General features: G+C 60.5%; 12 protein-coding genes. 2 read left to right on the forward strand and 10 right to left on the reverse strand.

From position 1 onward, the window contains the following. Positions 1–42 precede the first annotated feature (42 nt). Genes B3C38_RS04725 through B3C38_RS04735 form a run of 3 tightly spaced genes read right to left on the reverse strand, consistent with a single transcriptional unit; the run spans position 43 to position 3,029 of the window. Positions 43–2,400 carry an outer membrane beta-barrel protein gene (locus tag B3C38_RS04725; protein ID WP_286725838.1) on the reverse strand — a complete coding sequence of 786 codons (2,358 nt, stop codon included), beginning with the start codon at positions 2,398–2,400 and terminating at the stop codon, positions 43–45. 4 nt (positions 2,401–2,404) lie between these two features. Beyond that, positions 2,405–2,782: a DUF2141 domain-containing protein gene (locus tag B3C38_RS04730; RefSeq protein ID WP_281547567.1), complete on the reverse strand. Its 378-nt coding sequence runs from the start codon at positions 2,780–2,782 to the stop codon at positions 2,405–2,407. 19 nt (positions 2,783–2,801) lie between these two features. Next, positions 2,802–3,029: a 2TM domain-containing protein gene (locus B3C38_RS04735; RefSeq protein WP_055202442.1), complete on the reverse strand. Its 228-nt coding sequence runs from the start codon at positions 3,027–3,029 to the stop codon at positions 2,802–2,804. Between the two features lie 206 nt (positions 3,030–3,235). Between B3C38_RS04735 and B3C38_RS04740 the strand changes: the two genes are divergently transcribed. After that, positions 3,236–4,645, forward strand: coding sequence for a sialate O-acetylesterase (locus B3C38_RS04740; protein ID WP_286725846.1), 1,410 nt, complete (start codon positions 3,236–3,238; stop codon positions 4,643–4,645). Between the two features lie 48 nt (positions 4,646–4,693). Here B3C38_RS04740 and B3C38_RS04745 read toward each other — a convergent pair whose 3' ends face one another. After that, positions 4,694–4,996 (reverse strand): GNAT family N-acetyltransferase, encoded by a 303-nt coding sequence (locus B3C38_RS04745; RefSeq protein ID WP_022332523.1) that lies wholly within the window; start codon positions 4,994–4,996, stop codon positions 4,694–4,696. 80 nt (positions 4,997–5,076) lie between these two features. On the opposite strand from B3C38_RS04745, the gene mutY reads away from it, so the two are divergent. Further along, positions 5,077–6,117 carry an A/G-specific adenine glycosylase gene (mutY, locus tag B3C38_RS04750; RefSeq protein WP_286725850.1) on the forward strand — a complete coding sequence of 347 codons (1,041 nt, stop codon included), beginning with the start codon at positions 5,077–5,079 and terminating at the stop codon, positions 6,115–6,117. Here the strand turns inward: mutY and B3C38_RS04755 are convergent. From B3C38_RS04755 to B3C38_RS04780, 6 genes are all read right to left on the reverse strand, one after another. After that, positions 6,093–7,106 (reverse strand): calcium/sodium antiporter, encoded by a 1,014-nt coding sequence (locus B3C38_RS04755; protein ID WP_276654471.1) that lies wholly within the window; start codon positions 7,104–7,106, stop codon positions 6,093–6,095. The two genes, mutY and B3C38_RS04755, sit on opposite strands and share 25 nt — an antisense overlap. 4 nt (positions 7,107–7,110) lie before the next feature. Then, the gene (gene zupT / locus B3C38_RS04760) at positions 7,111–7,911 is read right to left on the reverse strand and encodes a zinc transporter ZupT (RefSeq protein WP_032136072.1); all 801 of its coding nucleotides are present in this window, start codon (positions 7,909–7,911) and stop codon (positions 7,111–7,113) included. 289 nt (positions 7,912–8,200) lie between these two features. After that, positions 8,201–9,067: an HAD-IIA family hydrolase gene (locus B3C38_RS04765; RefSeq protein ID WP_286725857.1), complete on the reverse strand. Its 867-nt coding sequence runs from the start codon at positions 9,065–9,067 to the stop codon at positions 8,201–8,203. Positions 9,068–9,071: 4 nt separating this feature from the next. Next, positions 9,072–9,968 carry a glycerophosphodiester phosphodiesterase family protein gene (locus tag B3C38_RS04770; protein ID WP_032136070.1) on the reverse strand — a complete coding sequence of 299 codons (897 nt, stop codon included), beginning with the start codon at positions 9,966–9,968 and terminating at the stop codon, positions 9,072–9,074. A gap of 88 nt (positions 9,969–10,056) precedes the next feature. Continuing rightward, the gene (locus B3C38_RS04775) at positions 10,057–11,232 is read right to left on the reverse strand and encodes an FN3 domain-containing metallophosphoesterase family protein (protein WP_022332517.1); all 1,176 of its coding nucleotides are present in this window, start codon (positions 11,230–11,232) and stop codon (positions 10,057–10,059) included. Between the two features lie 55 nt (positions 11,233–11,287). After that, positions 11,288–12,877, reverse strand: coding sequence for a calcineurin-like phosphoesterase C-terminal domain-containing protein (locus B3C38_RS04780; RefSeq protein ID WP_022332516.1), 1,590 nt, complete (start codon positions 12,875–12,877; stop codon positions 11,288–11,290). Between the last annotated feature and the right edge of the window lie 62 nt (positions 12,878–12,939).

Consider the following 12,939-nt stretch of genomic DNA (forward strand, 5'->3'; position numbering starts at 1 on the left):
GGCGGACGGTGGGTTACGGGGGATAAAGTTACGAATTATTTTTTATTGTTCCGTGCTTTTCACGAGGCGCTTGCGCTGGGTTTCTGCCGCGCTTTCGACGGTGCGGGCGCGGAATTTGTTGCCGGTGCGGAAATTCCAGGCCGCGCCGACTTTCCACAAGCGCCCCGACCAGGCTTGCCGTGTGTCGATCGTGCGCCGCATGCCGTCGGTCAGGGAGGCGAACTCCCAGTCGCAGCCGGTGATGTTCGACAGGGTGCAGAAAAGCGTCAGGCGTTTGCCGAAGAGCTGTTTTTTGACGGTCGCCGAGAGCGTGTGGCGCGGCCCGACCTCGCTGTTGCCCGAGTAGAGGCGGCTTTGGGCACGGTAGGCGGCTTCGGCGAAGAACCCGGCCGGCAGCGTGAACGAGCAGGTGGCGTCGGCGAACATCAGGTAGTGCGTGGCCGGGCTGTCGGTGCTGTTGAGCCGGATGCGCTGCATCACCCCGACGGCATTGACCGAGAGGTTCCACCAGCGGGTGATTTTCGCCGGGACGCTCGCCGCCACGAACCAGTGGTTTTCGGTGTAATGATTCTCGGGGCGGATATACACCGCGTCCGGGTCGGTTTCGTCCCTGTGTGCGATTTCGCGGATCAGGTCGTGGTGCAGGTTGCCTCCCACGGTGAGCGTATAGCGGTATTTCCATACGGCCGTGAGCGAGAAACGGTGTATGTAGGTCGGCCGCAGCGAGGGGTTGCCCGACTGCCAGCTGTAATCCGATATGCGGATCCGTGCGGGGTTCAGCGCCGGGAATGCCGGGCGTTCGATGTTGCGGCTCCACTGCGCCACGAGCAGCCATGTGCGCAGGGCGTTGAGCGCGCGGCTGACCGAAACGTTTGGGAACAACCCGAAATAGGAGCGGTCGAGCGTCTGCGATGCGACGGAGGTGTATTCGCCGCGCAGCCCGGCCGAAAGCTCCCACCGTCCGGCGCTGTATTCCAGCGAGGCGTAGGCCGCACCGATCTGCTCGGTGTAGTGCTGGTCGTAGCTGTATTCGGGCAGTGCCAGCCATGTGCCCTGCGTCTGTGCTGCGTAGTGGCTTTTGTCCGCCATGCCGTTGCGGGTGTAGCGCAGCCCCGCGCGCAGTGTCAGGCCGTGCGGCAGTTTGCGCGTAAGCCCGGCGTCGGCCGTCAGGATGTCGTACACGGAACCCGTGGAGGATTCGTAGAGCGAGTCGCGCAGGGTTCCGGGTGCGGAGGTCGTCGTATGGTAGCTGTTGTCGCCGTGGGAGGTGTAACGCGTGTAGTCGGCGATCAGTTTGAACTGCGATCCCAGCGTGTCGATCTTCCAGATGTAATTGGCGGTTGCGGTCAGGGTATTCCCGCCCATGTGCTGGCGGTAGCGGCTGTCGCTCTGGGTTTGTCCGAGTGTGGTGCGCGATAGTGTCGGCATGTGGGTGCTGCGTTCCGTGTATTCGATGTCGAAACCTGCGGTGTGTTTCGGCGTAGGGTCGAATACCGCGGAGAAATGCCCGCGCCCGTAGTTTGTACAGCTCTTCGAATCGCTCCTGCCGGCGAAGGGCAGCCGTTGCCCGGCCTGTTCGCGGGTCTCCGTGAAGCGGCTTTCGGCAACCGGAGTGAAGCTTCCCGACCCCGATGCGGTGAGTGTCCAGCGCCCTGTGCGGATGCCGATACGCCCCGAAGGGGTATAGCCCGCTATCCGATTGCTTTGCACCGTGGAGAATTGCAGGTTGCCGTCCATGCCGCCGTCGCGGCGCCGCCGGAGCGTGATGAGGATCGCCCCGCCGCGCGTGTCGGCTGCGAACTCGGCGCCGGCCAGCGGCATGACCTCGATGCGGGCGATGTCGGCTGCGGTCAGGCTGCGCAGGTAGGTGGTGGTCTCCTCCGCCGAACCTTTCAGCTCGCGGCCGTCCACGTAGACTTTCGTCCCGCCGGCGCCGTTGATCGAGATGCCGTTGTCACCCAGCCATACGCCCGGCGCCCGTGCCAGCAGTTCGGTGCCGTCCTGTCCCGCGAGTGCGGGCGTATTCCCGATGCTGACCACGAACCTGTCGGCCTGCCGTGTCACCGTCTCGGCGGTCACCGTCACCTCGCTGATTCCGAGAGGTGCAAGGGGCAAATCCCCGAGGTCGGTATCCGCTGCGGCGACGCATACCTCCTGTTCGAAGGGCCGGTAGGCGACGTGTCGCAGTACGAGCGTGTAACGGCCCGTATCCGCCGTGAGCACGAAGCCCCCTGCGTCGTCGGTCGTCGTGCCCGCTGCCTGGCGTCCGTCGCGCAGCAGGACTGTCGTGGCGTAGCCGACCGGGCTCTCGCCCTCCAGAGCGCGCCCCCGGAGGGTATGTTGAGCCGTGGCCGGGATCGTCGCGGCGAGCAGCAGTGCGGTGAGCAGCGGACGGTACATGCGCCTATTCGTTTTCGGTGGCAGGATAGTAGAGTTTCAGCGTGGCCGTGTTGTGCTCGGCGGGAAGCTTGCATTTTCGGGTGGCGTAGCCTTCGGCAGGGCCGCGGTCGCCCATCTTCAGCTTGTAGTCGCCGTCTTCGTCGTGGAAGAGCGAAATCTCGGCCGCATCGGCTTCGATGCCTTCGAGCGTCACGACGACTTTGCCGGCCTTTGCGGCCGCCATGCCGTAGACGGGCTGTTCCTGCCCGGCGACCTTGGCCATGACGAGGATGTTGCCCTTGTCGTTGCGAATGTCCGATACGGTGACTTCGAGCGTCTTGGCCGAGACGGCCGTGGAGGCCAGCATGAAGCTGGCGGCCAGTAACAGGTGTAAGGTTTTCATAACCGGGATTTTTATGGGTTTAACGGTAATCTTTGTCTTCGTCGCAGCCCGTCAGGTACCAGACCAGCGAGAGGATCAGGTTCAGCCCCCAGCCGGCCATGACCCATACCACCCACCAGTAGTGGGGCGAGGTGTACCAGTTGACGAAGGTGAGGAACGCGCATACCGCGACGTAGGTGGTGATGCGGCGGGCGAACCAGCGGCCGAAAAGGCGGCGTTTGTCGGTGGTGTTTTCCAGAAGTTCCATAGGTTTGCGGTGTGAAATGACTCTCTTGGCTTATAAATCTGTTGTAAATATAAAGTAGTTTGTAAAACAAACCAAATTTCCGGACGGGAATTTTCGAAAAAATTCGATACCTATATTAACAGCCGGGTAGTTTTTATGCGCGCGGGGTATTCCCGGTTGCCGGAAAAAATGTAAATTTGCGGGAAATAAATTGATACCGCACCGATATGAAGAAACTCATTTTGTCCCTTATTTGCCTTGCCGCCGCATGGGGTGCCGCGGCCAAGGTCGAACTGCCCGAGATCATCGGCAGCGACATGGTGCTCCAGCAAAATGCCCAATGCCGCCTCTGGGGCTGGGCCGATCCCCGGGCCACGGTGCGGATCGAAACCTCGTGGGGTGCCGAATGCACCGTGCGAAGCGATGCCGACGGCCGTTGGTCTGCGCGGGTGAACACCCCGGCCGGCAGTTATGAGCCGCAGCAGGTGACGATCGTAAGCGGCGATAGGGTCGTGCTCGACAACGTACTGATCGGCGAAGTCTGGTTCGCCGGCGGGCAGAGCAATATGGAGATGCCGCTCCGCGGGTTCAATAACTGTCCCATCGCCGGGGCCAACGAGATCATAGCCCGTGCGGGGAGTATGCGCGACAGGCTCCGCTACGTGAAAATACCCCTCACGGCGGCCTATACGCCCCAGGATCGGGTTCCGGGGAAGTGGAGGCCATGTACGGTGGAGACCGCGCCCGATTTCACCGCCACGGGTTATTTCTTTGCCGAACTGCTCAGCGACGTGCTGGACATGCCTGTCGGCATTGTCGACTGCACGTGGGGCGGGACGCGTGTCGAGGGTTGGACGAACCGCGAGATACTGGAAACCTATCCCGATATCGACCTGACGGAAAAAGGCATCGAGGCTACGACCGACTGGCTGCGCCCGATGGTGATGTACAATGCCATGTTGCACCCGGTTGCGGGGTATACCGTCCGTGGCTTCTTGTGGTATCAGGGTGAATCGAACGTAAACCAGTATAAGGACTATGCTGTCCGCCTTTCCAACATGGTAGGGCTGTGGCGTTCGCTCTGGAAGCAGGGCGATATCCCGTTCTATTACGTCGAGGTCGCCCCCTTCGCCTATGGCAGCGGAAACGGCCCCTATCTGCGCGAAGCGCAGTGGGAGGCACGGGAACTCATCCCCAACAGCGGCGTGATTTGCACGAACGACCTGGTGGAACCCTACGAGGCAACCAATGTCCACCCCAAGAATAAACGGGACGTAGGGCACAGGTTGGCCTACATGGCACTCAACAAGACCTACGGTTTTTCAGACATCGCCTGCGAAAGCCCGCGGTTCAGGTCGATCGGGATCCGCGACGGAAAGGCTTACGTTGCCTTGTCCCATACCGAAGAGGGGTTCAGCCGTATGGAGGATATCCGCGGGTTCGAGGTGTGCGGCCCCGACCGGGTATTCCATCCGGCCGATGTGGAGGTCGACAGGCGGGAGCTGTTGCTGGTCGTCTCGTCGAAGGAGGTTGCCAGTCCGGTTGCCGTACGGTACGGGTTCCGCGACTTCATGCCCGGCAACCTGGCCAACATCCGGGGGCTGCCGGTCGTGCCGTTCCGCACGGACGATTTTTGAATGCCGTGATACCGTAACAGGAAACCCGCCGGGAGGCGGGTTTCCTGTTTATTTGGCCGGTATTTCTTTCAGTACCACGTCCACCCATTCGGGATGGCGGCGGATATATTGGGCGATGAAGGGGCACTGGGGGATCATTTGTAGTTTCTTGGCGCGCAGATCCTCCAGTACGTCGTGCACCAGCTCGGCGCCGATGCCCTGCCCTTCGTATTTTTCAGGGACTTCGGTGTGTGTCAGGATAATGAATCCCTGGGTTTTGATGTATTCGATGATGGCGATGTCGTCGCCCAGGTCGAATTCATAGCGCTTTTCGTCGGCATTGTCGACCAGCGTGTGTTTTTTTCTTTCCATAACCTTGCGTTTTAGATAGTGGCTTTACCTCTTCAAATATAGTTCCTAATCGGGAAAAATGTTATTTTTGCATCCGAAAGATGGAGCCTGTTTCCGACATACTGCTATCCTGGTTCGCCCGCGAAGGCCGTGACTTGCCCTGGCGTCGCACGCGTGACCCTTACCGGATATGGCTTTCGGAGGTTATCCTGCAACAGACGCGCGTGGCGCAGGGATTGGAGTACTACCTGCGCTTTACGGAGCGGTTCCCCGACATCGCCGCACTGGCAGCTACGCCCGAGGACGAGGTGCTCAAACTGTGGCAGGGGTTGGGCTATTACAGCCGTGCCCGTAACCTCCATGCTGCCGCGAGGCAGGTCATGTCTCGGTTTGGCGGGGTATTCCCTGTCACCTACGAAGGCGTGCGCGCGCTGCCCGGCGTGGGCGACTATACTGCGGCGGCCGTCTGCTCGATCGTTTACGACGCCCCGTGTGCGGTGCTCGACGGGAATGTATACCGGGTGCTGGCACGGCTTTTCGATATCGGCATCCCGATAGATACGACGGCCGGGAAGAGGACGTTCGCCGAGTTGGCACAGTCGCAGCTGGATACTTCCCGCCCGGGACTTTACAACCAGGCGATCATGGATTTCGGGGCCCTGCAATGTACCCCTGCGCAGCCCCGGTGCGGGGATTGCCCCCTGGCTGGGCGGTGCCTCGCCCTGGCTGCCGGCACGGTGGACGTGCGTCCCGTAAAACAGGGGCGTGCGAAGGTGCGCGACCGCTGGTTCAACTACCTGCACGTGACATGCGGCGGGCAGACGCTGCTGCATCGTCGCGGCGGAGGCGATATCTGGCAGGGGTTGTATGAATTTCCGCTTATCGAAACCGACAAGGCCGTGGATTTCGCGGAGCTGGCTGCAACGGCGGCGTTCGGGGAGCTGCTCGGCAACGGCAGGTGGCACCTGCTTCGCAGCGTCACGATGCCCGGGCACCGGCTTTCGCACCAGCTTTTGCATGCGGTTTTCCACCGCATCGAATGCGACGCCATGCCTGCTTTCCCGTCCGTGGAAACCGCCGCGCTTGGCGGCTATGCCCTGCCGCGGCTGATCGACCGTTACCTGACCAAATACCAGATGTAAGCGATGTAAATCGCCAGGAAGATAGCGCCTTCCCACCGGTCGAGCTTTTTGCTGCGGAACGTGAAGGCTGCCATGAACAGCAGCAGCGAACTCAGCACGACCACGAGGATGTCCGTCAGCGTGATCCCGCCCATCGTCAGGGGGTGGATCGTGGCGCTGATGCCCAGGATCAGCAGGATGTTGGCGATGTTCGATCCGATGACGTTGCCGAGTGCCATTTCTGCTTTGCCTTTGAGCAGCGATACCACCGACGAAGCCAGTTCCGGCAGCGACGTGCCGCCCGCCACGAGCGTGATGGCGATGACCGATTCGCTGATTCCGAGCGTGCGGGCGATCGCCGTAGCGCTTTTCAGAAACATCTCGCCGCCGAAGACCAGTCCCGCGAGCCCTCCTGCGATCATTACCCCCGCCAGCCACAAGGCCATCGGTTTCTTTGTGCCTTCGGCGTGTTGCGCCCCGTTTTTCAGGGCAGCTCCGGATACGGGGATATTCATTCCGGTTGTCGCACCGGGTATGCTGCGCTGGCGTTTGGTTGTGCGGATCATGTACCACATCAGCCCGATGTAGAGCGCGAGCATGACGATGCCGTCCGGGCGGCCGATCCTGTCCGTTGCCCCGGCGCATACCAGGCGGTCGGAAGTGACCGCCAGCAGCACGAGCGACGCGGCCATGCCGAACGGGATGTCGCGCCGGATGTTTTCCTTAGTAAGCACGAGCGGCCGGATCAGCGCGCAGATTCCCAGGATTACGAAGACGTTGAAAATGTTCGAGCCGACGACGTTGCCGATCGCCACGTCGCTGTTGCCCGCCGCGGCCGAGAGTACCGAGACCACCAGTTCGGGCATCGAGGTGCCGACGGCGACGATCGTCAGGCCGATGATGAATTCCGGGACGCGGAAACGCTGGGCTACCGCCGCAGAGCCGTCCGTCAGGAAATTTGCGCCGCCGAGGATCAGCCCCAGGCCGACGAGTAGTAACAGGATGTCCATTGTTTTATCCGAGCATTATGAGACTTACGGCCATCAGTGCCATGCCGGCCACTACGCCGTAGATCGAGATGTGCGCTTCGCCGTATTCACGGGCTGCTGGCAGCAGTTCGTCGATCGAAATGAATACCATGATTCCCGCTACGCCCGCGAGGATGCAGCCCATCAGTGTCGGCGTCATGAAGGGCATCAGCACCAGGTAGGCCAGCACCGCCCCGACAGGTTCCGCGAGCCCCGACAACAACGAGAGTTTGAAGGCTTTTTTGCGGTCGCCCGTGGCATAGTAAACCGGGATCGAGACGGCAATGCCTTCGGGGATGTTGTGGATGGCGATCGCCGCGGCGATGGCAACGCCCAGAGCCATGTTGTCCACGGCCGAGGTAAACGTGGCGATACCTTCCGGAAAATTGTGTATGCCGATTGCCAGTGCGGTCATTACGCCCATGCGCATGAGTTTCGGGTTGCGGGGCTGCTTGTCCATCTCCTCGACCATGTGTGCCTCGTGGGGGTTTTCGAACGAGGGGACGAGCCGGTCGATGATGCCGATGAGCAGTATCCCGGCGAAGAAGCTGGCGACGGTGACGATGATCCCCGTCTGTGCGCCCCATTCGTCCGAGAGGGTGGTGTGCGCCTGCTGGAACAGCTCGACGAACGATACGTAGATCATCACGCCGCCCGACAGGCCCAGCGAGAACGACAGCAGCCGCTTGTTGGTGCGGCGGGCAAAGAAAGCGATGGCGCTGCCGATGCCGGTGGCCAGTCCGGCGCCCAGCGTCAGCAGCAGGGGTATGAGGATATTGTGTTCCATAGGGTTTACCGTTCGTTTGTATGGCTCTATCGCCGCGAAGATAATGCAACCGGGCGGCAAGAGCGCAAACTCCCAATTGTCCGGGTGCGGTTTATCTTCTGCAAAGATAGTGCTTTTCCGGTGAACACCGTAAAAAACCGGGCCCTTTCGGAGCCCGGTTTTTCTGATAGGAGTATAACCTCCGCCTATTCGGAGTGCTGTTTCCGACAGGCATTTGTGCGCCCAAGCGCTGATATGCCGGTGCGGCGGTGCGGTGCTGCCGGTCTGCCGGACGGCATGCTGCGTCCGGTTATTTGCTGTGCGCTTCGCGGATCAGCGCGCCCAGCACTTCGATGCTGTCGGCCGTGATGTGCGGCTGCGGGTCGGCCTTGTCCGCCACGTCGAGCGTCGTTTCGCCCGAGAGCACCAGCACGCCCATGGCCTTGGCATTGTGCGCCATCGCCACGTCGGTGTAGATGCGGTCGCCGACCATCGCGATCTGGTCGGGTTGCAGGCCGTGGCGCGAGAGTATGCCCGAGAGCATGTTGGGATCGGGTTTGCCGAGCGTGATGTCGGGCCGCCGTCCCGTGGCATGTTCGATGCAAGCGCAAATGGAACCGCAGTCGACCAGTACCGTCGGCTGGTCGGTGGGGCATACCCGGTCGGGGTTGGTAGCGATGTAGGGCACGCCCTGCGACACCCACCATGCGGCGCGGCACAGGCGGTCATACTGCAGCGTCATGTCGAACGCCGCGACCACCACGTCCGGCACGTCGTCCGCCGAATCCGCGGCCGATTCGAAACCTGCTGCCTCGAATTCCGAGATCATGCTCGGCGTGCCGAGCAGGAAAAGCCGTTTGGCCGCAGGGTAGTGCTCGCGGATGTAGTCGATCGTCGCAAGGGCGGTGGTGTACATTTCCTCGCGTGTGGCGTGTATGCCCAGCACGTCGAGCTTGTGCAGGTAGTCGGCGATCGACTTCGACGGATTGTTGGTCAGGAACGAATACCCGATGCCCATCTCCTTGAGCCCCGCGAGGAACGGCTTGGTGTAGGGAAAGAGCGACATGCCCATGTAGATCGTGCCGTCCATGTCGAGTGCCACGTGCCGGATGCGGCGCAGGTGTTCCATCAGTTCGTCGTGCGTGTAGACCGAGCGGTATTTTTCGAATGCAGCCATTTGTTTACTTGCGGTTGAGATTGAGGTTCTGGAATAAGTAGGGGTAGTCGGTTTCGATGACGTCGCAACCCGTCGGGATTTCGAGTTCATAGCCCTGTATCTTCTGCGCGTCGGTGGCCCTGCGGTCGTGCGTCGGGGCGAGCGAGATCATGCACATCACTCCGTTGCGGTGCAGGTTGTCGTAAAGCTCCTGCTGGTCGGGCAGCATCATCGTGCCGACGTAGGCCATCACCTGCGACCAGGGAATCCGCTCCCCGACATACTCGTTGAACTCCTTCATGTTCTTGCACCAGCACGAGAACATCGCCTGCGGGTCGCGGTCGAGATACGTGCGCGCCTGTTTGGCGTTGCGCACGGTATACATCACGTTGGCCGGTGCCAGGCGGTTGATGAATTGCGACATCACTTCGAGCGGGACGTCCTTGATGTCGAGGTTGAGGATCGTCTTGCCCTGGCTCCAGGCGATGCACTCCTCGAGGGTGGGGATCTTGTAGGTCGTGACGTTGCCTTCGCGATCCTTGAGGAAGAACTGCTGCAACTCCGCGTAGGTGTAGTCCGAAACCTTGCCCGTGCCGGTCGTGGTACGGTCGATCGTGGCGTCGTGCATCAGCACGATCACGCTGTCTTTGGTCATGCGCGGGTCGATCTCGAAGAACGAGGGCATCATCGTGAGCGTCTTCTCGAACGACTCGATGCAGTTTTCGGGGAATCCCGTCACCATGCCGCCGCGGTGGCCGCTGATGACGACCGGCCGCTCGGGCGAATAGCGGAACCACTCGTGCAGCTGTGCGCGGTCTTTGATGTCGATGTAGTAGGGCCCTTCGGCCTTTTGCCCGCCCGGGGCGCATCCGAGCAGCAGGGCGGCGGTGGCGAAGGCGGTCAGTAGTCTGGATGTTTTCATAGTGTGTTTTATTGGTTCTCTGCGGTTTGTTCCAAGAGCAAAGGCGCCCGGAAGCGCCTTTGTCCCTGTTCTGTTTCCTTTCAGGCGGTTACTTGTCGATCCGGTGGCGTTTGATGACCTCGCCGCCCGTGTTCACGACGTCGATGTCGATTCCCCTGCGGTCGGCCTTCACCACGAGCTTGTCCCGGTTCGAATTTACGAGGATCGGGAAGTTCGTGCCCCGGCTCCCGTCGTCTATCCACTGGTAGCGGTGGTAGTGCCCGCATAGCATGATGTCGACCGAAGCTTCGTTGAGGATCGGTACGAACAATCTGCGGATCTCCTGTTCGCCGTGCCAGCTGCTTTTCCCGCCCGGGATCATGTGCAGCACGACGATGTGCAGGGGTGCCGCGCGGTATTCCTCGCTTTCGACCACGCCCTTCAGCCAGCGGGCTTCCTGTTCGCGGTAGGCGTCGGTGGTCGACAACCCGTAATAGCGGATGTCGCTGTCGGGTTTGTCCTCGCCGCAGTCCAGCACGACGAAATAGGCCGGCCCCTGCCGGAACGTGTAGTATACCTCGCCCGTGGAGGTCGGGAAGTAGTCGAGGAAACTCGGGGAGAAAGAGCCGCGGTTCTCGTGGTTGCCGCGCGTGGCGAAGATCGGGATTCCCGCGGGCGTCAGCAATTCGGCGGCCGAATTGAGATACCCCTCGAAAAGCTGCTTCTCCGACTCCATCGAAGTGAGCATGTCGCCGTTGAAGCAGACGAAATCGGGTTTGGCCTTTTCGGCACCTTCCAGCAGCAACCGGAAGATCGAATCCTGGGCGTGAATGTCGTTCACAACCCAGAATTCGGTTTGATCCTTCTTTTCGTCGAGCGTAGTGGCCGTATAGGGCTTGTGTTTGAGGATGTCGCTCCCGTAACCTTCGCCCAGGACTACCCGCTTGTTGCCTTCGTCGCAGAGCACGCCCTGCTGCATGATGCGGTAACGGTAGGTCGTCCCCGGAGCCAGCCCCTCCACGCGTACGCGGTGCAGGCGGCCTATGCGGCGTTTGCCGATGTGCGAATCGTAATATTTCGGCCGCTCGGCGGCGTAGAAATGCGATCCGTCGTCAGGAGCGACTTCGACCCACGATGCGGCATTGATGGTCGTCGTCCACACGACGGTGAAACCGTCGTCGGTGACCTGTTGCAGGTAGGGCCCGTGGGCAATGCGTACCGAGGGCTGTCCGATGGCAATGCCCCAGGCCGATAGGGCGACGAGTATCGAGATCAGTCGTTTCATTTTGTTTTTGCTTTTGAATCGCAATTCACAAAGTTACGAATTTTTCCGTAATAACCTACTCGCCGACCGGGAAATCCTCGGCAAGGCCCGTGGTGAATTTCGTTTGCGTGAAGGTCGTGCCGAACCGATCTGTGGCACGCACTTCGACCGACGCTGTCGGTGACTGAAGCGTGTAGTAGTACAGGTGGCGGACGTTGCGCTGGTAGTAGCTCGTGGGTTTCTTATTGCTGTCCAGTTCGGCCTTGCCTACTACGCCGATGTGGTAACCCAGTGCCCAGGCATCCCAGGACTTGTCCTTTTCATTGCCTGTGTAGTCGAAATGCGTCATTTCCCCTGTTTTTATGCCATTCTCGTATACTTCGATTTTCCAGTCCTTGTCGGCGTTCCAGACATTGGCTACGATCTGGTCGTCGCCCTTGTAATAGAACTGGTAGTTTTTCGAGTAATCACGCATGAAGATGTCGTTGGCGCGGTAGAGCCGTATCTGCTGCTGGGCATCGAGCCCCGTGCCCTTGTATACCCAGTCGGTAATCGTGGCGCCCTTGATGTTGTAGATGGCGTAGCCGTTGGGCGTGCCGTCGACGTTGATCGTGGAGTTCCACCATGCGCCGCAGGCCGCGCCATGCACGTGTTCGTAGTGGCTGTCGTAGACGTTGTTCTCGGCGTAGTGCGTGTGCCCCGACATGACGTGCACCTCGGCGAACGGCTTGAGCAGTTCGAATACCGCTTGTACGTTCTGGTTGCCGCTGGCGCGCATGGGAATGTGTACGCAGAGGATCACCATTTTGTCTTTCGAAACATAACTCAGATCCTGTCGGAGCCATTCGACCTGGTCGTCGCGGAATCCGAGCGAATAATCCTTGTGGCTCGGGAAAATGATGTTGTCCATGGCGATGATGTGCACGTTGCCGCGGTCGAACGAATAGTTCACGGGGCCGAAGATGTATTCGAAATTCCGCTGTGCGGCGATGTCGTGTGCGACGGTGTAGTTATCCTTGCTGACGGCGATCACCTTGTTATCGTGGTTGCCCATCACCTGGAAGAGCGGCAGCCCGACCTTGTCCGTCTGCATGGCCTTTTTCATCAGCGGGAATACGTCGTTCGTGTAGTCCGTATTCTCGGTGTTCCACCCTATGTCGCCCAGCGTGATGCCGTACGAGGGCAGCGCCGAGGCTGCGACCTGTGCGGCGATGTCGGGCACCGTCTCGTTGTTGAAACGTGCGATGTTGGTCGTGTTCTGGCACTGGGGGTCGGCCACGCAGAAGAGGTTGAACTCGTTTTCGGCACCTCCGGCCAGCGGGGTCAGCGTGAAGTCGTAGCGCTTGCGCCCTTCGGTCAGTTTCTGCCAGAAGCAGGGCAGCCCTTCGGACACGGGTACCTCGTATGCCGCGGGGATCGAAAGGTACACATGATAGGAGAATTCCCCGGCCGTAAGCTGGTATACGCCGTTCTCGTCGGTGGCTGTGCAGGTGTATCCGTCGCTTACGACGATTCCCTGAAGTCGGTTCCCCTGGTTGTCGGTCACCACGCCGTAGATGTCGGTCAGCGGATCTATGGGGGTCTTTACCGGGCGGTCGTCGTCATTCGAACACCCGGAAAAGATCAGGGCAGTGAGCGCGGCGATGATAAATATGTATCGTTTCATTGTATGCTGAATTAAGGTTTGTGTCGGGATGCGCGCCCCGGGAAAATATCGCTCCGGGGCAC

The organism is Alistipes sp. UBA1686 (genome assembly GCF_002320215.1).
Taxonomy (GTDB): Bacteria; Bacteroidota; Bacteroidia; order Bacteroidales; family Rikenellaceae; genus Alistipes; species Alistipes onderdonkii.

Excerpts from the sequence above, each read along its gene's own strand:
- B3C38_RS04770 (WP_032136070.1), bottom strand. The coding sequence starts at position 9,968 with ATGAAAACATCCAGACTACTGACCGCCTTCGCCACCGCCGCCCTGCTG.
- mutY (WP_286725850.1), top strand. The coding sequence starts at position 5,077 with ATGGAGCCTGTTTCCGACATACTGCTATCCTGGTTCGCCCGCGAAGGC.
- B3C38_RS04725 (WP_286725838.1), bottom strand. The coding sequence starts at position 2,400 with ATGTACCGTCCGCTGCTCACCGCACTGCTGCTCGCCGCGACGATCCCG.
- B3C38_RS04775 (WP_022332517.1), bottom strand. The coding sequence starts at position 11,232 with ATGAAACGACTGATCTCGATACTCGTCGCCCTATCGGCCTGGGGCATT.
- B3C38_RS04745 (WP_022332523.1), bottom strand. The coding sequence starts at position 4,996 with ATGGAAAGAAAAAAACACACGCTGGTCGACAATGCCGACGAAAAGCGC.
- B3C38_RS04730 (WP_281547567.1), bottom strand. The coding sequence starts at position 2,782 with ATGAAAACCTTACACCTGTTACTGGCCGCCAGCTTCATGCTGGCCTCC.
- B3C38_RS04755 (WP_276654471.1), bottom strand. The coding sequence starts at position 7,106 with ATGGACATCCTGTTACTACTCGTCGGCCTGGGGCTGATCCTCGGCGGC.
- B3C38_RS04735 (WP_055202442.1), bottom strand. The coding sequence starts at position 3,029 with ATGGAACTTCTGGAAAACACCACCGACAAACGCCGCCTTTTCGGCCGC.
- zupT (WP_032136072.1), bottom strand. The coding sequence starts at position 7,911 with ATGGAACACAATATCCTCATACCCCTGCTGCTGACGCTGGGCGCCGGA.
- B3C38_RS04765 (WP_286725857.1), bottom strand. The coding sequence starts at position 9,067 with ATGGCTGCATTCGAAAAATACCGCTCGGTCTACACGCACGACGAACTG.
- B3C38_RS04780 (WP_022332516.1), bottom strand. The coding sequence starts at position 12,877 with ATGAAACGATACATATTTATCATCGCCGCGCTCACTGCCCTGATCTTT.
- B3C38_RS04740 (WP_286725846.1), top strand. The coding sequence starts at position 3,236 with ATGAAGAAACTCATTTTGTCCCTTATTTGCCTTGCCGCCGCATGGGGT.